General features: G+C 63.0%; 11 protein-coding genes. 3 read left to right on the plus strand and 8 right to left on the minus strand.

What is annotated here, in order from left to right:
* Position 1: 1 nt before the first annotated feature.
* The 6 genes from A0257_12645 to A0257_12670 all read right to left on the minus strand — a co-directional run bounded on the left by A0257_12645 (position 2) and on the right by A0257_12670 (position 10,463).
* Positions 2 to 2,611 (minus strand): SusC/RagA family TonB-linked outer membrane protein, encoded by a 2,610-nt coding sequence (locus tag A0257_12645; GenBank protein ID AMR29746.1) that lies wholly within the window; start codon positions 2,609 to 2,611, stop codon positions 2 to 4.
* 732 nt (positions 2,612 to 3,343) lie between these two features.
* Positions 3,344 to 4,975 carry an oligo-1,6-glucosidase gene (locus tag A0257_12650; protein ID AMR29747.1) on the minus strand — a complete coding sequence of 544 codons (1,632 nt, stop codon included), beginning with the start codon at positions 4,973 to 4,975 and terminating at the stop codon, positions 3,344 to 3,346.
* A gap of 285 nt (positions 4,976 to 5,260) precedes the next feature.
* Positions 5,261 to 6,118 (minus strand): carbohydrate kinase, encoded by an 858-nt coding sequence (locus A0257_12655; GenBank protein ID AMR27854.1) that lies wholly within the window; start codon positions 6,116 to 6,118, stop codon positions 5,261 to 5,263.
* Positions 6,119 to 6,236: 118 nt separating this feature from the next.
* Positions 6,237 to 7,556: an MFS transporter gene (locus tag A0257_12660; GenBank protein AMR27855.1), complete on the minus strand. Its 1,320-nt coding sequence runs from the start codon at positions 7,554 to 7,556 to the stop codon at positions 6,237 to 6,239.
* 202 nt (positions 7,557 to 7,758) lie between these two features.
* Entirely contained in the window at positions 7,759 to 9,945 is a 2,187-nt protein-coding gene (locus tag A0257_12665) for a hypothetical protein (protein AMR27856.1), read from the minus strand.
* On the minus strand, positions 9,858 to 10,463 hold the full coding sequence (locus tag A0257_12670; GenBank protein ID AMR27857.1) for a hypothetical protein: 606 nt from the start codon (positions 10,461 to 10,463) through the stop codon (positions 9,858 to 9,860). The genes A0257_12665 and A0257_12670 overlap by 88 nt, the downstream gene beginning before the upstream one ends.
* 429 nt (positions 10,464 to 10,892) lie before the next feature.
* Here A0257_12670 and A0257_12675 point away from each other — a divergent pair, with 429 nt between their 5' ends.
* The 3 genes from A0257_12675 (at position 10,893) to A0257_12685 (ending at position 15,027) form a co-directional block, all read left to right on the plus strand.
* Positions 10,893 to 12,932: a glycosyl hydrolase family 65 gene (locus tag A0257_12675; GenBank protein ID AMR29748.1), complete on the plus strand. Its 2,040-nt coding sequence runs from the start codon at positions 10,893 to 10,895 to the stop codon at positions 12,930 to 12,932.
* A gap of 221 nt (positions 12,933 to 13,153) precedes the next feature.
* Positions 13,154 to 13,753, plus strand: a complete 600-nt coding sequence (locus tag A0257_12680) for a hypothetical protein (protein ID AMR27858.1) — start codon at positions 13,154 to 13,156, stop codon at positions 13,751 to 13,753.
* Between the two features lie 221 nt (positions 13,754 to 13,974).
* Complete coding sequence (locus A0257_12685; GenBank protein ID AMR27859.1) at positions 13,975 to 15,027, plus strand: hypothetical protein; 1,053 nt, start codon at positions 13,975 to 13,977, stop codon at positions 15,025 to 15,027.
* 167 nt (positions 15,028 to 15,194) lie between these two features.
* Here the strand turns inward: A0257_12685 and A0257_12690 are convergent, their stop codons facing one another.
* Both A0257_12690 and A0257_12695 read right to left on the minus strand, forming a co-directional pair.
* Positions 15,195 to 16,226, minus strand: coding sequence for a proline iminopeptidase (locus A0257_12690; protein AMR29749.1), 1,032 nt, complete (start codon positions 16,224 to 16,226; stop codon positions 15,195 to 15,197).
* A 107-nt stretch (positions 16,227 to 16,333) separates the two neighbouring features.
* Positions 16,334 to 18,580 (minus strand): folate hydrolase, encoded by a 2,247-nt coding sequence (locus tag A0257_12695; protein ID AMR27860.1) that lies wholly within the window; start codon positions 18,578 to 18,580, stop codon positions 16,334 to 16,336.
* Positions 18,581 to 18,807 lie beyond the last annotated feature (227 nt).

Genomic DNA, 18,807 nt, shown 5'->3' on the forward strand with positions numbered 1-18,807 from the left:
GTTAGAGAGAGAAATTCACGCCAAACGTGAAGACGCGGGCGGTGGGGTAGCCGGCATAATCAATGGCCACTGAAGGCACGGAGCCCACGGCTTTATTCGTGTTTACCTGGGGGTCGAAGCCCGTGTAGTTCGTGAGCAGGAACAGGTTCTGGCCGATGGCGTAGATGCTAGCCCCTTTGAAAGTCTTGCCCAAGTCGCCGAGCGCGTAGGAAAGCGTCAGGTTGGCCAGCCGCACGTAGTTGCCGTTCTCAATGAAGCGCGACGAAGGGGCCACGTGGTTGCTGAGAGCTTCCTTCACCGCCGACTGGTAGTTGAGCAACGCAATGTTCTTCGAGGCTCCAATCTGCCCTACGTTCAGTACGCTATTGAGCGTGTTGTTGTAGATGCTGCTGCCAAACACCCCGTTGAAGTTAGCCGTCAGCGACAGTTTATCGAAGCGAAACGCAGTGCTCAGGCCCGCCAGCGCCGTGGGGTTGGGGTTGCCTACATACTGCGGGGCACCGCCATCGGCATAGGATGCCTGACCGGTATTAGGGTCGATGCCCAAAAATTTCTGGGTAAAAAACCCGTTGATGGGGTAGCCATTCTGGATTCTTTCTACCGTTACCCCCGATAATCCCTGGCCATTGAGCGCGCCAGTGAGGATAGGCGACGACAGCCCCGACACGTTATTGTGAATGAACGTAGCGTTGGCGTTGATATTCAACCCAAAGCGCTGATTGTTTACCGCCGTCACGCCCACCAGTATCTCTACCCCCTTGTTTACTACCTGCCCAGGCAGGTTTTGCCAGGTTACAGTAGAAGCGCCGGCCGCTGGCTGAATCGGTACGGTAGGAAATAGCAGATTGGTGGTCTGCTTGTAGAAGTAATCGGCCGTAAGCGTCAGGCGATTGTTGAAAAAGGCTGCGTCCACACCCACGTCGTATTGCTGGTCCGACTGCCACTTCAGGTTCGCGTTCGCGTTGTTGGACTGGCTGATGGTGCCGTTATTGCCAAACGTATACTGCGTTTGCGACGAGCCGGCCGGAAACTCCTGGTTGCCGGTGCGGCCGTAGCCCACGCGCGCCTTGAGTTGGTTAACAGCCTCAAACTTAAAGAAGCTCTCCTGGCTGATGTCCCAGGCCGCCGACACTGAGGGAAAGTAACCGTAGCGATTGTTCGCCCCAAACTTGGTGCTGCCATCGGCCCGGAGCGTTCCCGTGAGCAGGTAGCGCTGCTTATAGTTGAGCACGGCGCGCCCAAACACCGATTGCAACTTGCTGTTGGGGTCAGCGTAGGAGTTGATGTTCCGGCCCGCCGCGTTGGAGTACTGAATAACGTTGGTAGGGTCAAGGCCGGCGGGGAAACCACCCGCCGGTCCCAGCCCGGCCAGTTGAGTGGTCGAAAAGTTGAACTGCTGATACTCATAGCCCAGCAGCGCGTTCACGCTCAGGTCGGAAGTTACGTTCCGGTTGAAATTCAGCGTCTGGGTCAACTGCTGGGTCAGCAGTTCATTGGTGGCGATGGAGGCGTAGCCAAAGCCCTGGTAATCCGGGAAAGGCAGCTGCGAGCCAATGGACGTGCGGCGGATACCGGTGCTGTAGTTGGCGCTCACCAGCAGGCGGTAGGTCAGCCAGTCAGTAAACTTGTAGTAAGGCGAGATAGAAGCCAGCGCCGTAGTAACCCGCGAGTTGTCGTCGTAGTATTGCAACTGCGCCACCGGGTTAACGGTACTGCCCTGCACGCTATTGGGGGTGCCATCAGCGTTGTAGAGCGGGTTGGTAGGGTTCCACTGCAACGCCTGCCCAATGAGGCTGCCCTGGAAGCCGGCGTTGTTGGTAATAGGAGCCAGCTGCTCCTGCGTCTGCGTGGCAATGATGTTCACATCCAGGCCCAGGCGCTTGTTCTCTAAGAAAGTCAGATTAGTCGAGAAATTGGCGCTGTACTTCTTGAAGCCGGTTTTCTTCACGATGCCCTGCTGGTCGAGGTAGCCCAGCGAGAGGCGGTAGCGCCCGCCCTCATTGCCGCCGCTCACGGCCGCCGAGTAGTTTTGAAGCGGCGAGGTACGCAGGATGGCCCCGAGCGCATCCACGTCGCCACCCTTGTCGTTGTTGGGGCTGGCCCCATAGTAGGTCAGCGCGTCTCGGTACTGGCTGGCATCCAACACCTTAATGCGGCGTAGAATGTGCGAAAAGCCACCCGAGGCATTCACGTCGAGCCGGGCCACGCCCAGCTTGCCCTTCTTGGTCGTGATGATAACGACCCCGTAGGCCGCCCGTGAGCCGTAGATGGCCGTGGCCGAAGCATCTTTCAAGACATCAATGCTCTCGATATCGTTGGGATTGATAAAGTTGAGCGGGTTGCTGTCGGGCGAGTCGCCGAGCGAGCCGGTAGTGAAGCCTGGCCGGGCCGAGCGGCCGTCGAGCGGCACGCCGTCCACCACGTACAGCGGCTGGCCGGTGCCGGTCACGGCCGAGTTGCCACGAATCTTGATGGTAGCGGCCCCGCCGGGCTGCCCGCTGTTCTGCGTCACCTGCACGCCCGAGGCCCGGCCCTGCAAAAGCTGGTCGGGCGAGGTGAAGGTACCCTTATTAAAGTCCTTGGTTCCCAGTGCGCTCACAGAACCGGTCAGGTCCTGCTTGCGCACCGTGCCGTAGCCCACTACCACCACGTCGCCCAGGGCCTGGGCATCGTCCTTGAGCGCCACCGTCACCGTCGATTTGCCCGTGATGTCGACCGTCTGCTTGGCGTAGCCGATAAACGATACCGTGAGCGAGGTAGCCGTGGCCGGCACTTGCAGCGAGAAGCCGCCATCGGCCCCCGTGCTGCCCCCAATGGAGGTGCCCGTCACGAGCACCGTTACGCCCGGCAGGCCGGCACCGGTGCCATCCACTACTTTGCCCGATACTTCCCGCGCCGTCTGCGCATGGCCCATCAGGGGCAAAAACAGGGTTAGCAGCAGTGCTTTGCGGCCCAAGGAGGAGCGGGCCGCTGGTTGCTCATAGGCCTGGTGAGTTGAGTAACTAGTGTTACGCATGAGTGAAAAAGGTTAAAGTGTGGGAATGCTAACTGAAGCTTACTTGCCTCTATCGAAGTCGATTTCCGGGAACGATTGCGAAAATCTTAAAAATAGACAGTCAAGGAGTTACCAGCTTGGTAGGGCTGCGGTAAAGATAGTAAATCGCGTCGCTCCGAACTGGTTTTTTTATCGTTTTATGACAAAAGAATATTATTTTCTTACTCGTATTATTTGTATGCTCTCCTGTTACTCGGCTCAGCACGCTGGAAAGCACGTTCATCCGGACGGCTTACAAGGGGTATCAAGCAGCAAATGAGTTCATTGAATAATAAATAAGGTGACTTTTCAAAGTTGCATGACCACGGCCTGCCAGGGCTCCAGCGCGAGGGTAGGGCCGGCGGTCAGCGTGGGGTAGTTGTTGAGCAGGGGCGGGCCGTTGGGTTTCAGGCCAGGGGGTAGGGGCCAGGCGCGCTTCTCGGAAGAGAAGTTGAGCACCACCAGCACTTTTTCGCGGCCCAGCGCGCGGGTGTAGGCGTAGATGTGCGGGTTGGCGGCATCGAGCAGCTCATACTTGCCATACACCAGCACCTTGTGGGCGTGGCGCACGGCCACGGCCCGCCGGAAGTAGTTGAGCACCGAGGCCGGGTCCTTGTCCTCCACGGCCACGTTCACCTGCGGGTAGTTGGGGTTCACCTTAATCCAGGGCGTGCCGGTGGTGAAGCCGGCGTTGGCAGTGGCGTTCCACTGCATGGGCGTGCGGGCGTTGTCGCGGGCGCGGCGCTTCTGGTCCTCCATAAAGGCCGCCACGTTGCCGCCCTGGTTTTTCACCTGCTGGTAGCGGGTCTTGGTTTCAATGTCGCGGTAGTCGGCGATGTTGTCAAACTTGATGTTCGACATGCCAATTTCGTCGCCCTCATACGTATAAGGCGTGTCGTGCATGGTGAGCAAAAACGTGCTCAGCAGCTTCGACGAGGCAGCCCGGAACTGCGGCCGGTCGTCGCCCCAGCGCGAGAGCATCCGGGGCTGGTCGTGGTTGCCGAGGTAGATGGTGCCCCAGCCCTTATTGGCAAACACCCGCTCCCACTTCGAATATACCTGCTTGAAATCGAGTAGGCTATAGGTGGGGGGGGTAGGGTTGGGCACGTACTTCACGCCCGTGCCCTCGAAGTGGTAGAGCATGTTCAGCTCCTTGCGGGCGGGGTCCACGAAGTTGAGGGCCTGGTCGCTGGTCACGCCCGCGCCCTCGGCCACGCTCATCACGTCGTACTTGCTGAGCACCTCGCGGTTCATTTCCTGCAAGTAGTTGTGCAGCTGCGGGCCGTTGGCGTAGTAGGTGAAATAGTCGCCGTGGTACTTGGCGGGCAGCGGGGGGAAGGTCGTATCCTTGGAAATAAACGGAATCACGTCCATCCGAAACCCATCAATGCCCTTGTCAAACCAAAAGCGCATCATGCTGTAAATCTCCTGGCGCAGCTTGGGGTTTTCCCAGTTCAGGTCGGGCTGCTTGGCGGCGAAGTAGTGCAGGTAGTAGCTGTTGGTGGCCTTGTTGTAGGCCCAGGCGTCGTCGTTCACGTCGAAGGCACTGTAGCGCTTCGGCGGCTTGCCCTTTTCAGCCGGCCACCAGTGGTAGTAGGTGTAATAAGGGTTGGTGCGCGAGGTGCGGGCCTGCTTGAACCACGCGTGCTCGTCGGAGCTGTGGTTCACCACCAGGTCCATCACCAGCTTAACGCCGCGCTGATGCAGCCCCGCCAGCAGGGTATCGAAGTCGGCCATCGTGCCGTATTCGGGCTGAATCTGGCGGTAGTCCGAGATGTCGTAGCCGTTGTCGGCGTTGGGCGAGGCATAGCTTGGGTTCAACCAGATAACGCTCACTCCCAAACTCTTGATGTAGTCGAGGTGCTGCATAATGCCCTTGAGGTCGCCCACGCCGTCGCCATTGCTATCTTGGTAGCTGCGCGGGTATATCTGGTACACCACCGCTTCCTTCCACCAGGTCTGGGCCGGGCCGGGGTGCCCGGTCGAGTCGGTGGCGGCGGCCGGGGCGGCGGTTGTGGTTGTGGTCGCGGCCGTTTCCGTCTTTTGGCTTGCCTGGCCACAGCCAGCCAGGCCCAGCAGCAGGGCACCGCCCGCCACTGGCAGCTGCCAGGCACGGCGCACAAACCGGCTAAGAGCGGTAACCCTACTGGGTAAGAAAAGAGGTGACATGCGGCGTACGAAAGGGGGTAGGAAAGAGAACTGGCAGATTATTTAAAATACAGATTATCAGACCACTGAATTAGCCAGAGCCAGCACCTGCGCCGCCGAGATGGCCGGCGTAGCGCCCTGGTGGCTGGCCACCAGCGAGCCCGCCGCGCAGGCAAAGGCCAGGTAGTCGGCGGGCGGCTGGCCGGCCAGCCAGCCTTTGAGCAGCGCCGCCAGAAAGGCATCGCCGCTGCCAATGGTGTCCCGCACCCGCACCACCAGGCCGGGGCTGCGGTAGAGCTGCCCGCCCACCCACAGCGCCGCGCCGTCGGCACCCTTGGTTACGCACACGGCTTGCAGCTGAAAGCGGGCGGCCAGCCATTCCAGGGCCGTTTCTTCGGCCGGGCTCACGCCAAACCAACCCAGCAGCTCGGCCAGCTCGTGGTGGTTGAGCTTCACCACGTCGGCCTGCCGCAGCAGGTAGGTCACCACGTCGCGCGAGTAGTGGGGCGCGCGCAGGTTCACGTCGAACACCCTGAGCGGGGCCTGCTGAAGCAGGCGGTACAGCGTTTCGCGGGTGACGGGGCTGCGGGCGGCCAGGCTGCCAAACACAAAGGCTTCGGCCGTTTCGACCAGCGCGCGCAGGTCGTCGTGGTACTGAATATAGTCCCAGGCCACGGGCTGCACTATCTTGTAGGTCACCTCCTGGCTGTCGCTCACGTTGGCTTTCACTACTCCCGTCAAGTGGGCTTCACCCTGCTGAATATAACTGATAGTCAATCCCTTGCCCGACATGAAAGCCAGCAGCTCGGTGCCCAGGTCGTCGTGGCCCACGCGGCTGATAAGCTGGGCTTCCAGGCCGAAGTTGCGCAGATGCACCGCCACGTTGAGCGGCGCGCCGCCGGGCTGCTTGCCGGTGGGCAGCACGTCCCAAAGCATTTCTCCAAAGCAGACGACTGGCATGGGGTAGGTAAGTAGAGGTGTGGTAAATAAATGAGCAGGAAAACCGTCTGTCATTGCGAGCCTGCAAAGCAATGACAAGATTACCTGGCAGTTCCTAGTGCATAACCAACGCTCTTTCTACGCCCTCCAAACTGGTGCCTTTGGTTTCGGGCATGAAGCGCAGCACGAATACCAGCTGCAAAACCATCATGGCCGCGAAGAAGGCGAAGGTGCTGCCGCCGCCCAGGTGTTCCGAAAACCAGGGGAAGGTGAAGGCGACGACCGTGGCCATGACCCAGTGGGTGGAGCTGCCCAGCGCCTGGCCGCTGGCCCGCACGGCATTAGGAAAAATCTCGGAGATGAAGACCCAGATAACCGCGCCCTGCGAGAAGGCAAAAAAGGCGATGTACAGGAACAGCAGCACCGGCACGCTGCCAAACTGCTGCGTGTAGAAGGCCCGCGCCACCAGCCCCAGCGTGGCAATGAGGCCCACCGAGCCCACCAGCATCAGCGTGCGCCGCCCAAACCGGTCAATCAAATTGACGCCCAATAAGGTGAAGATAAAATTAACCAGCCCAATGCCCGCCGACGACAACAGCGCCGCGTCCTGGCCGCGCCCGGTCATCTCAAAAATGCGCGGGGCGTAGTAGATAATGGCGTTGATGCCAGACACTTGATTGAAAAACGCGAAGGCCATCGCCAGCAGCACCGGCGTGCGGTACTGCGGGCTCCAGAGCGACTCGCTTTGCCCGGCATCGTGGGCCTGGCTGGTGAGAATGGCGGCCACCGTGGCGTCCACGTTGGTGGGGTTGATAATTTGCAGCACGTCCCTACCCTCCTCCACACGGCCGTGCAGCAGCAGCCAGCGCGGGCTTTCGGGCACCCGAAACAGGAACAGCAGAAACGCCACCGCCGGCGCGGCCTGCACGCCCAGCATCAGGCGCCACGAGTGGTCGCCCACGAACCGGGCCAGCAGGTAGTTGGAGAGGTAGGCGGCCAGAATGCCAAACACGATATTAAACTGAAACAAGCCCACCAGCCGGCCCCGCGAGTCGGCGGGCGAAATCTCGGAGATGTAGAGCGGGGCCGTCACCGACGAGGCCCCTACCCCCAGCCCGCCCAGGAAGCGAAACACCAGAAACGCCACCCAGGCCGGGGCCAGCGCCGCGCCCACCGCCGACACCAGGTAGAGCACCGCAATCCAGCGCAGCGTTTGGCGGCGGCCCAGCCGGTCGCTTGGCAGGCCGCCAAACATGGCACCCAGCACCGTGCCGATGAGGGCAATGGAAATGGTGAAGCCGTGCTCCACGGCGCTCAGGTGCCAGAGCTGCTGAATGGCCTTTTCAGCCCCCGAAATCACGGCCGTGTCGAAGCCAAACAGGAAGCCCCCGAGCGCCGTGACAATGGACCAGAAAAGAACTTTGCGCTTAAGCATGGGGGTAGGAGCCAAAAAATGCTGCCCCAAAAGTCGGCTCTACCCCGCGCCCAGGCTTGCTGGTTTGTTTCAAATACTTGCAGGAATCTTACAAGTCATTTATTTATCGTCAATCGTTTGATAGTTAGCATACTACCTAATAACTCCTACCCCCTCGCCAGCGACTGACTTCCACTAATCCTGCGACACTTGCAGAATTTCATCAGGTGCGTGACGTGAGGTGCAGGGCGCGAAACTCGGAGGGCGACACCTGGTACTTGGCCTTGAAGGCGGTGGAGAAGTAGGAGGGTGACGAGAAGCCCGTTTGGTAGGCCACTTCGGCAATGGTGCCGCCTTCCTGCAGCAGCAGCAGCCGGGCTTTGGTGAGCCGAATGGTCTGCAGGTAGTCCGTGACACCGGTGCCGAGCAGGGCCTTCACCTTGCGGTAGAGCTGCATCTGCGACACGCCAAGGCTGCGGGCAATGTCGTCCACGCTCAGGCCCGGCTGGTCGAGGTTGGCCTCGATAATGGCGGTGAGGTCGGCCAGAAACTTCTGGTCCACGCGCTGCGGGGCCACGGTGGCGGTGTCCACGCTCAGCTCGCGCCGGAAGTGCTCGCGCTGCTGGTCGCGGTTGCGCAGCAGCGTGCGCAGGCTTTCGAGCAAAAAGGTCGGGTTGAAGGGCTTGGTGAGGTAGAGGTCGGCCCCGGCCTGCACGCCGGCCACCTGCTGCTCGGGCGCGCCGTGGGCCGTGAGCAGCACCAGCGGAATGTGCGAGGTGCGCCAGTCGCCCTTGAGCGCAGTGGCCACCTGCAGGCCGCTGAGCTCGGGCAGCGCCACGTCGCACACAATCACGTCGGGAATCGCCTCCGTGGCCAGGCGCAGGCCGGTGGCCCCATCGGCCGCGGTGCTCACCTGAAAATATCCTTGCAGCCTCTCCACCAGGAAGTTGCGCACCTCGTCGTTGTCCTCAATGACGAGCACGGTGGCCGTGGCGGGGGTAGGGGCCACCGGAACGCCGGGCTCGGCGGCGTCCTCTTCCAGCTCAAGGCCTACGTGGGGGGTAGGGGCCGCGCTGGCTTCCTGCCAGCCCGCCGGGCGGGTCAGGGGCAGCGTTATGTCAAAGGTGCTGCCCTGGCCCGGCTGGCTCCGAAACGAGAGCGTGCCCTGGTGCAGCCGCGTGAGGCCCTCGGCCAGCGCCAGGCCCAGTCCCGAGCCATTGGCCGACGGCTGGCGGCCCTGGTAAAACCACTCCAGCACGTGCGCCTGGTCGGCCTCGGCAATGCCCCGGCCGTTGTCTTCCACGCTGATGCGCACGGCGTCGGCGGCTAGCACGGGCTGCATGCTCACCGTAATCCGGCCGCCGTCGGCGGTGTATTTGAAGGCGTTGGAAAGCAGGTTGAACAGCACTTTATCCAGAATGTCGCTATCAAACCAGAGACTGATAACCGGCTCGGCGGGCAAAAACCGGAACGTGATGCCGCGCTGCCGGGCAGGCTTCTCAAACACGTCCATGATTTCGCGCACGAAGCTCACGAGGTTGCCCTCGCTGGCGCGCACGGCCATCTTGCCCACGTCGATTTTGCGAAAATCCAAGAGCTGATTCACCAGTTGCAGCAGGCGCTGGGTGTTGCGGCGCACCAGTTTCAGGTCGTGGCGCTGGGCGGGCGAGAGGTCGGCCGGGCTGGTCAGCAGCTCCTCCACCGGCCCCAGAATGAGGGTGAGCGGCGTGCGCAGCTCGTGCGAGAAGTTGGTAAAAAACCGCAGCTTGGCCTCCGACGAGCGGCGGCCTTCCTCGGCCAGTTCCGCAATCTGGTTGCGCTGGGCGCTGATTTCGGCATTCTGCCCCTCCAGCGTGCGCCGGATGCGCCGGTTGAGACGCGACGAGCGCCAGGCCAGCGCGCCCAGCAGCACGGCCCCCAACAGGCTGGCCAGCAGCAGATACACCGTCGTTTTCTGGGTGGCGTAGCGGTGCAGCTCCAGCTGCAATTGCTGCTGCTGCTGCCGAATATCCTGGCGCTGGGTGGCCAGCTGCTCGGCCTGCGTGCGCACGGCCCGCACGTTGGCCGAGTCAATGACCATCGTGCCCAGCAGCGTTTCCTTCTCGTAGGGCTGGCGGCGCAAAATGCGCAGGGCCGTGCGAATGGCTTGCTCGCCGCCGGGGGGGTAGAGCAGCGTGGCCTTCAGCGCGCCGTCTTCCACCAGCCGCAGGCCGTTGCCAGGTCCCGGCAAGCCATCGACCCCAATAATGCGCAAGCTCTTCATTCCCAGCTGCTGAGCCACCTCGTGGGCGGCCCGCGCCATTGGGTCGTTATGGGCAAAAATCAGGTCCACGTCGGGGTGGGCGCGCAGCAGGGCGGGCAGGCGCTGCCGCACCAGCTCGGGCCGCCAGTTGCCATCGAGCCGGGCCACGAGCTGCAGGGGGGGTAGGCGGCCAGCGCCTCCATAAAGCCCAGGTGGCGGTCGGCGGCCGGCGACGAGCCCGGCGTGCCCAGAATTTCGAGCACCCGGCCGCGCTCGCGCAGCAGCTGCGCGGCGTAGTGGCCGGCCGTGCGGCCCACCTCCAGGTTGTTGCCGCCCACGTAGGCCGTGTAGAGCTGCGAGGTGGTGCGCCGGTCGAGTATCACCACCGGAATACCCTGGTTATAAGCTGCTTCGGCCAGCGCCGTGAGCGGCCCCGACTGGTTGGGGGAGATAATGAGCAAGTCCACTCGCTGCCGAATCAGCTCCTGCACCTGGCGGCGCTGCAAGTCGCTGCTATTGCGCGCGTCCAGCATCTGAAACCGCACGTTTGGGTAAAAGCTCAGCTCCTTTTGCATGCCCGCCAGCATGGCCCGGCGCCAGGCATCGCCGGTGGTGCACTGCGAAAAGCCAATGCGGTACGTAGGCTCTTGCGGCACCGGGGCGCAACCGGTCAGCCCCAGCCCCAACAAGCAGAATAGCCGCCAACAGCGCCAAATGGGTAGAAAACGGGTGTGCAAGGGGATGGTAAAAGACAAGGGATGCGGGCGAAAAGAATAAGCAGCTGATTACGAGCTGATAACCAGCCAAATATCAGCTAGCCAGATGGTCAACTCAGACTATTTGCTGACAGTTGACGGCTCGTAAGATACTATAGAAATAAATTGACCGGAATTTACTTGGCCTTTCATTAGTCAGTAACCACTTACACACTAAGGATGTTGAGTGATACGCTAGCCGCGCCGGCCCGACGGGCGGGCAAGTAAACCGGGTGCCTTCGCGCGCTTACTTTTGGCCTGTTTAGTCCTCGCCAGCTAGCCGGGAGCGCCCGCTGGTCAGCAGCCGGCCCACGCCGCGCTTTACCTTATTCTCGCATGTCCTTTCCCACCTGCTCCCGCTTGCTCGCGGGCCTCTGCGGCCTGTTGCTGCTGGCCGCCCGGCTGCCCCTCGCCGCCCAAACCGCGCCCGACCCCTGGCACATCAGCGCCGACAAAATTGACCCCGCCAACTACTACGGCGTGACCGTGGCCAATGGCATGATTGGCCTGGTGTCGTCGCCGGTGCCTTTTCAATTGAAGAACGTGGTGCTGGCCGGGGCCTACGACCAGTACGGGCGGGGTAGGGTCAGCAATTTTCTCAATAGCTTCAACCTGCTCGATATGTACCTGGAGGTGGACGGCCATCGCCTCAATGCGCAGGATGCCAGCAACTTCCGCCAGGAGCTGGACATGCGGCGCGCGGCCTTCACCACCACTTTCGACTACCAGGACAAGGCCACCATCAGCTACACGTACTACGCCCTGCGCCAGCTGCCGTTCTCGGTGCTGCTCGACGTGCGCATCGTGGCCAAAAAGGACGTGGCCCTCACCGCCGCCAGCGTCATGGATGCCCCCGACGCCCTGCGCGACGTGCAGAACTACTACAACGAAATCGACCGGCCGCACGCCACGCTTAGCCTGCTCACGTCGTCGGCCAAAAGCCCCACCGGCAAGTTGCTGCTGTGCGCCAGCACCAGCTTTTTATTTGAGGAGCCGCACGGCCAGGAACCCCGCATCATTCATGAGATGTGGGACAACAATATGCACCTGATGAAATTCAGCAAGGCGCTGAAGGCCGGCCAGACCTACGCCTACGCCGTGGTGGGCTCCAGCATCACGTCGGCCCAGCACCCCGACCCGCTCAACGAGGCCGAGCGCCTCACCATCTTCGCCCGCCTCGAAGGCCGCCAGCGCCTGCTCGATTTCCACGCCAAAGCCTGGAAAGAGCTGTGGCAGAGCGACATTGAGGTGACCGGCGATGCGCAGGCCCAGCAGGATATCCATTCCATGCTGTATCATCTCTACAGCTTTTCGCGGGCCGGCACCGACTATTCGCCCTCGCCGATGGGCCTCTCGGGCCTGGGCTACAACGGCCACGTGTTCTGGGATGCCGACCTGTGGATGTTCCCGGCCCTGCTGGTGATGCACCCCGAAATCGCGAAATCACTGGTCGAATACCGCTTCCGCCGCCTCGACCTGGCCCGGCGCAATGCCTTTGCCCACGGCTACCAGGGGGCCATGTATCCCTGGGAAAGCGCCGATTCGGGCGTGGAGGAAACGCCGGTGTGGGCGCTCAGCGGGCCGTTCGAGCACCACATCACGGCCGATGTGGCGCTGGCCGCCTGGCAGTACTACTCCGTGACGCAGGACAAGGCCTGGCTGCGCGAGAAGGGCTGGCCCATCCTCTCGGCCACCGCCGACTTCTGGACCAGCCGCGTCGAGCGCAACGGCCCCGGCCACTACGACATCAAGAATGTGGTAGCCGCCGACGAGTGGGCCGAAAACGTAGACAATGACGCTTTTACCAACGCCGCCGCCCAGGTTAATTTGCAAAATGCCACCGCTGCCGCCCGGCTCCTGGGCCTGCCCGCCAACCCCGACTGGCTGCTCGTGGCCCGCAACATCCCGCTTCTAAAGATGCCCGACGGCGTAACCCAGGAGCACGCCACCTACCACGGCGAGGGCATCAAGCAGGGCGACGTGAACCTGCTGGCCTTCCCGCTCAACGTTATCACTACCCCCGCCCAAATCCGCAAAGACCTGGAATATTACTCGGCGCGCGTGCCCAATGAGGGCACGCCGGCCATGACGCAGGCCATCTTCGCGCTGCTCTACGCGCGCCTCGGCGACGGGGCCAAGGCCCAGCATTTTTTCCAGGATGCCTACCTGCCCAATCTCCTGCCCCCCTTCCGCGTCATCGCCGAGACCAAGGGCGGCACCAACCCCTACTTCGCCACGGGCGCGGGCGGCGTGCTGCAGGCCGTGCTTATGGGTTTTGGCGGCCTCGACATCACGCCCACCGGCATCACGCAGCGCAAAACTGCGTTGCCCACCGGCTGGCAATCGGTCAGAATAACGGGAGTAGGGCCGCAGCACAAGACGTATTCTAACGCTAAGTAGCGCAGTAAGTGCCTGCTGTTACGCGGAGGGCGATACGCCGTACGTAACAGCAGATACACCCATCAAGGCCATCAGCAAGGAGAAAGCCCCGCCGGAAAACCCGAACGGGGCGCTTGCCTTTTTCCTGTCAACATGCAGCCGGGCGAAACCAGGTTCGGGCGGGGCGGGCGTATTTTGCTGCCGTGTTATTTCGCCGCCATGCTTCCGCCGTTCCTGCCGCCGTGCTCTCCGACCAGGAAGTGCTGGCGCGCTACCGCCAGGGCGGCGACGTGGCCGCGCTGGGCGTGCTCTATGAGCGGCACCTGCCGGAGGTGTTTGCCGTGTGCCGCCGCTACCTGGCCCCGCCCGACGAAGACGCGCAAGATGCTGCCATGCAGCTCTTTGAGCAATTGGTGGGGAAGCTGCGCAGCCACGCGCCCGACAATTTTCCGGCCTGGCTCTACACCACGGCCCGCAATTTTTGCCTCATGGAGCTGCGGGCGCGGCAGCGCGGCACGGCCAGCGGCGGCCCGCTGGTGCTCATGCCCGAGGCAATCGATGTGGAAAACGCGGCCGCGCGGCATCTGCCCGATGCCGGCACCGAGGCCGAAGCAGCTCAGCAGCACGAGGCCGACCTGCAAGCTTTGGAGTCGGCCATGATGCAGCTGCCGCCCGAGCAGCGCCGCTGCCTGGAGCTGTTTTATCAGGAAGAAAAATCGTATCAGGAAATAGTGGCCGCCACCGGCCTGCCCCTCAACCTCGTGAAAAGCCACCTCCAGAACGGCCGCCGCACGCTCAAGCGCGGCTTGGGCAAGGAACTGAGAATGAAGAATGAAGAATGAGGAATCATGGTTAAGGAAGCTATTTGGGAAATCACCCGTTCGTCATTCCGAGCTTGCCGAGGAATCTCGCGCGCATCGTTCGGATATCGTTCAACAGTGCGGGCGAGATTCCTCGGCAAGCTCGGAATGACGGGCGAGTGACTTTTTTTATTTCCCGAACAGCTTTCCTGTCTTCCTACCCCTTTTGCCACCCATCAGCTCCCAATCTTTAATTCTATAACATGCTGCCCACCAACCCGCTGCTGAACGCCACTGCCCCGGCCGGCCCGCACCTGCCGGTGGCGCTGCTGCGCCAGTATGCGGCGGGCACGCTGGCCCCGGCTGCCCAGCACCGCGTGGAAGCTCACACGCTGGCCTGCGCCCGCTGCGCCGACATTCTGGAGGGACTGTTGCAAACGCCGCCCACCACCACCGACCAGGCCCTGGCCCAGTTGCAGCAGCGGCTGCGGCAGCGCGTGCAGCAGCAGGCGGCCCCGGCGCGGCTGGCCCAGCGGCCCCGGCGGCACCACTGGCTGGCGCCGCAGTTAGCCACGGCGGCGGCCCTGCTGCTGGCCATGCTGGCGGCGGGCTGGTGGGCGTGGCAGCAGCGGCAGCACCCCGCGCCACCCGTGGCCCGCGTGGCACCCCGCCCCGCGCCGGCCCCTACCCCCCCGGCCCCGGCCAACGCCCCCATCCCCGCCGCCGAAGTGGCCTCGGTGCCGCCAGTCGCTATGGCGCGCCCCGCCACGATAGCCGCCACCACGCTCCCGAAGCGGCACGCGACTGCCGCGCCCGTGGCGGCGGGCCGGGTGGCCACGGGCCATCCGAATGCCTCTTTGCCCGCTGCTAGCCAAGCGGTTGCAACTGCTGCCGCACCAGCAGTCGCTACTGCCGACTCAGCAACAAAGTCGCTTTCGGAAGTAGCGGTAGTCCCTACCCCCCCTAGCCCGGCCAGTGAAGCTACCGCGCGGATGCGGGCGGCCATGCCGCCCCCCCCGGCGCTGGCGGCCGCGCCCACGGGGGGCTACGTGGCCCTGCGCGAGTATTTGAAGAAAGAGGCGGCCGAGTTTGAGCCCGACACCCAGGACGGGCCGCGCCGCACCGGCCGCGTGCTGGTGCGCCTGCGCATCGGGGCCGATGGCAAAGTGGAGCAGGCCGAAGCCGTGCGCAAGCTGCGCGCCGACTACGACGCCGAGGCCATCCGCCTGCTGCGGGAAGGGCCGGCCTGGATGCCCGGCATCAGCGGCGGCCGGCGCGCGGCCCAGACGATTGACGTGCCGGTAGAGTTTGAGTAGAAAGGAGCTTAGCACGTCATTCCGCTAGCCCGTCATCCCGCCAGAACGTCATTCCGAGCTTGCCGAGGAATCTCGCGCGCATCGTTCGGGTATCGCTCAACGATGCGAGCGAGATTCCTCGGCAAGCTCGGAATGACGTTCTGGCGGAATGACGGGCTACTGGATTTTCACATCTTCATGCCGGCTTTGAAGGAGCCGTCATTCACCGTTTTCAGGAACTTGGTGAGGCCGGCCATGTAGGTCGGCTGGTCGTCGTACATGGCCATGTGGCTGCCCTGGGGGCAGATGAGCGAAGCGCCCTGCTTGACCTGGGTGGCAATCCAGGCCATGTGCGCCGGGTCCATCGTGTCGTATTTGCCGCCGATGCTGAGGAAGGGAATCGTGAGCTTGGGCAGGTCTTTGGTGCGGTCCCAATGGGTGAGCTTGCCCGAAATACCGAACTCGCTGGGGCCCTGCATAGTCACGTAGAGCGACTGGTTAATCTTGCTCATGGCGCGGGTCACGGGCTCGGGATTGGGCACGATGCGGCACAGGTGCTGGGCGTAGAAATTGGGTTCCAGCAGGCCCATGTAGCGCGGGTTGCTGAAGTCCTTTTTGGCCTCAATCTGCCGGATTTCCTTGAGCACTTCGGGCTTCAGCTGCTTAGCCAGCACCTCGTCGGCGTATTTGCCGTAGGCGGGGCAGCTCATCATCATATTGCTGATGATGAGGCCCTTGAGGTTTTTCTGGTATTTGAACGCGTACTCGGCCGCCAGGATGCCGCCCCAGCTGTGGCCCAGCAGGTAAAAGTTATCCTTGTTCAGATGCAAGGCCTGGCGCACCTGCTCCACCTCCTCCACGTAGCGCGGCAGGCTCCACATGCTGGTGTCGTGGGGGTTGTCGGAGTTGCCGCAGCCAAGCTGGTCGTAGTAGATAAACTCGATGCCCTGCTGCGGCAAAAAGCTCTCCATGCACTCAAAATACTCGTGCGTGGCCCCCGGCCCACCGTTGAGCAGCAGCACTTTAATCTTGGGGTTGTTGCCGAACTTCTTGGTCCAGACGTTGAATTTCCCCTTGGGGGTGGTGATGGGAATGACCTGCACGCCGCCGGTTTTCACCCCGCTTTCCACGGCCGGAAAGTAGTTGGCCGGCATACTCGTGGGCGAGGCCGGGGCTTCGGCGGTAGCGGGGGTTTGCGTTTGGCCGCAGCCGGCCAGCAGCGCGCCGCCGAGCAGCGTGAGCGCCAACTGGCGCAGAGAGAAAAAATTGGTCATCAGACAGTTCACGAAAAAACGAGGGGGTAGGGAATTACAAAAAAACGCCCGGCTCACAGCGCCTTGGGCGTAGCCACCGCCGCCGCCTGTTTCACCTGCCCGGCAAAGCGGTCGATGGCGGCGGCGGTGCGCTGTATCTGCTCGTCGGCCTCGGCCCATTTGCGCTCCTCCACTGCCTCGCGGATGCCGGGCATCGTTTTCACGCCGTAGCCGGTGTAGAAGCCGGGCGCGTAGAGCTGGTGCCGGTACCAGGGCCGGCGCGGCAGGCCTTCTTTGCTTAATAATTGCTGCTCAGCCTGATACAGGAGCTGGTCGAGGGCTTTTTGGCGGTCGGCGGGCAAGGGGTTTTGGCGGGCCTGCTCGTAGGCCTGGGCGCTCTGGGCCAGCTTTTGCAAGGCGGCATCGAGGGGCGCGAAGTTGAGCTGGGGCACCGCCGCCTGGGCTTTGGGGGGTAGGGTGGGCTGGCTGGGATTCGACACGGCCTCGTAGCGGTTTTCGGCCAGCAGCGTGGTTTGCCGGGCGGTTTCGGTGCGCATGTCATCGGCCAGCTTCTTCACCTCGGTGCCGTATTTGGCCACGGTGTTGGAGAAATCCTGAAACTCGAAGGGCAGCACGTCGGCATCGACCAGGCGCAATTCGCAGCGGCCCATCGTCTGGGCCAGGGCCACGCCGTAGGCAAACGTGGGGTCCTTGAAGCGCGTGAAATCATCAAACGAGTCGTAAATCGAATGGTACTCGCCGCCCTCGCCTTCGCCGCCGAAGCCCACGTTCATCGACGGAATACCTAAATGCTGGAGGTAGGGCGAGTAGTCGGAGCCCGCGCCCAGCGCGCCAATGCGCAGGTCGGGCCGCTCGCGGGCATCTTTCTGCACCTCGGGCGTGCCCATCACCAAATCAAACGCCCGCCGCCGCTCCAGGATGGACAGCGGCTTTTCGGGGTCGGGCACGTCGCGGGCCACCTGGTTGAAGAACTTTTCGAGCGTGTGCGAACCCGCCACGTGCAGAAAGCCCCGGTCGCTGTTGTCGGTGTTCAAATACGCCACCACGTGCTGCTGGATGGCCTGGGCGTTGGTTTCGGCCCACTCCGTGGAGCCCAGCAGGCCGGGCTCCTCGCCGTCCCAGGCGCAGAACATGAGCGTGCGGCGGGGCCGCCAGCCGGTTTTCACCAGCTCGCCGATGGCGCGGGCCTCGGCCAGCTCGGCCACCAGGCCGCTGAGCGGGTCGTTGGCCCCGTTCACCCAGGCGTCGTGGTGGTTGCCGCGCAACACCCACTCGTCGGGCAGCTCCCTACCCCGCAGCGTGGCGATGACGTTGTACACGGGCTCGGTTTTCCAGTTAAATTCCAGCTGCAAATGCACTTTGGCCGGCCCCGGCCCGAGGTGGTACGGGATGGGCAGCGCCCCGCGCCAGGCTTCGGGGGCCATCGGCCCGGCCAGTGCCGCGAGCAGGGGTAGGGCGTCGCCGTACGAGATGGGCAGCACCGGTATCTGCGTGATAGTGGGCGCGTGGTGGTAGTCGAGGCGCTTGGCGTTTTTGGTCGAGCCGTAGCCCGGCGTGAGCGGGTCGCCGGGGTAGGTGGGCATGTCGAGCACCGAGCCGCGCTGAGCGCCGGTTTCGGGCTTGAAAGGGCCTTTGGGATACACGTCGCCCTGGGCGTAGCCGTCGTCTTTGGGGTCAGAATAGATGAGGCAGCCGATGGCCCCCATCTCGGCGGCCACCTTGGGCTTGATGCCGCGCCACGAGCCGCCGTACTTGGCAATCACGATTTTACCCGTCACGTCGATGCCCCGGCGGGCCAATTCCTCGTAGTCTTTCGGGATGCCGTAGTTCACGAACACCAGCTCGGCCGTCACGTCGCCGTCCTTCGAGTAGGCGTTGTAGGTGGGCAGCTGCTCGCTGGTCTGGCCCGAGGTAGCGTCCTCAGCCACCGGCTTTTCGGTGAGGCCGGCGGTGAAGGAGGTAGGTGCCACCAGCTCCAGCTTGCGCAGCTTGGGCGTGGGGAAAAGCACGTACGACACGTCGATGCGCGTGGCGTAGCCCCAGCTTTTGAACAGGCCGGCCATGAATTCCGCGTTGTCCTTGTCATAGGGCGAGCCCACATGGTGCGGGTGGGCCGAAAGGCGCTTCATCCACTGCCGCAGCTCGTCGGCCCTGAGCTGGGCGTCGAACCTGGTTTCGAGCTGGTACTCGGTGGCGGCCGTGGCGGGCGCGAAGCCCAGCAGCGGCTGCGGGCTTGGTTGGGCGGTGGCAGTGCGGGCTAGCAGGCTAGCGGCCAACAGCAAGGGGTAGCGTTTCAGCATGAGTATTATTTTTCTGCTAAAGAAACGCACTAATCGGGGTTTTCACCGCGGAAGCCGCGGAGGGCTTTCGCGGAAGCCGCGGAAGAACGACCTCCGCGACTTCCGCGAAAGCCCTCCGCGGCTTCCGCGGTGAAAACTTAGCCGCTATAGCCGCCGCCGCTCTCGGGCTCGGTGGCGCTGCCGCCGGGCTTAGTGGGGGTAGGCAGGTCGGTTTCGGTCTTGATTTC

Origin of the sequence: Hymenobacter psoromatis (assembly GCA_001596155.1) — a bacterium.
Classification (GTDB): domain Bacteria; phylum Bacteroidota; class Bacteroidia; order Cytophagales; family Hymenobacteraceae; genus Hymenobacter.

Bases quoted from the DNA above. Each gene is read 5' to 3' on its own strand.
- A0257_12655 (AMR27854.1), bottom strand. From the start codon at position 6,118: ATGCTTTGGGACGTGCTGCCCACCGGCAAGCAGCCCGGCGGCGCGCCG.
- A0257_12695 (AMR27860.1), bottom strand. From the start codon at position 18,580: ATGCTGAAACGCTACCCCTTGCTGTTGGCCGCTAGCCTGCTAGCCCGC.
- A0257_12685 (AMR27859.1), top strand. From the start codon at position 13,975: ATGCTGCCCACCAACCCGCTGCTGAACGCCACTGCCCCGGCCGGCCCG.
- A0257_12660 (AMR27855.1), bottom strand. From the start codon at position 7,556: ATGCTTAAGCGCAAAGTTCTTTTCTGGTCCATTGTCACGGCGCTCGGG.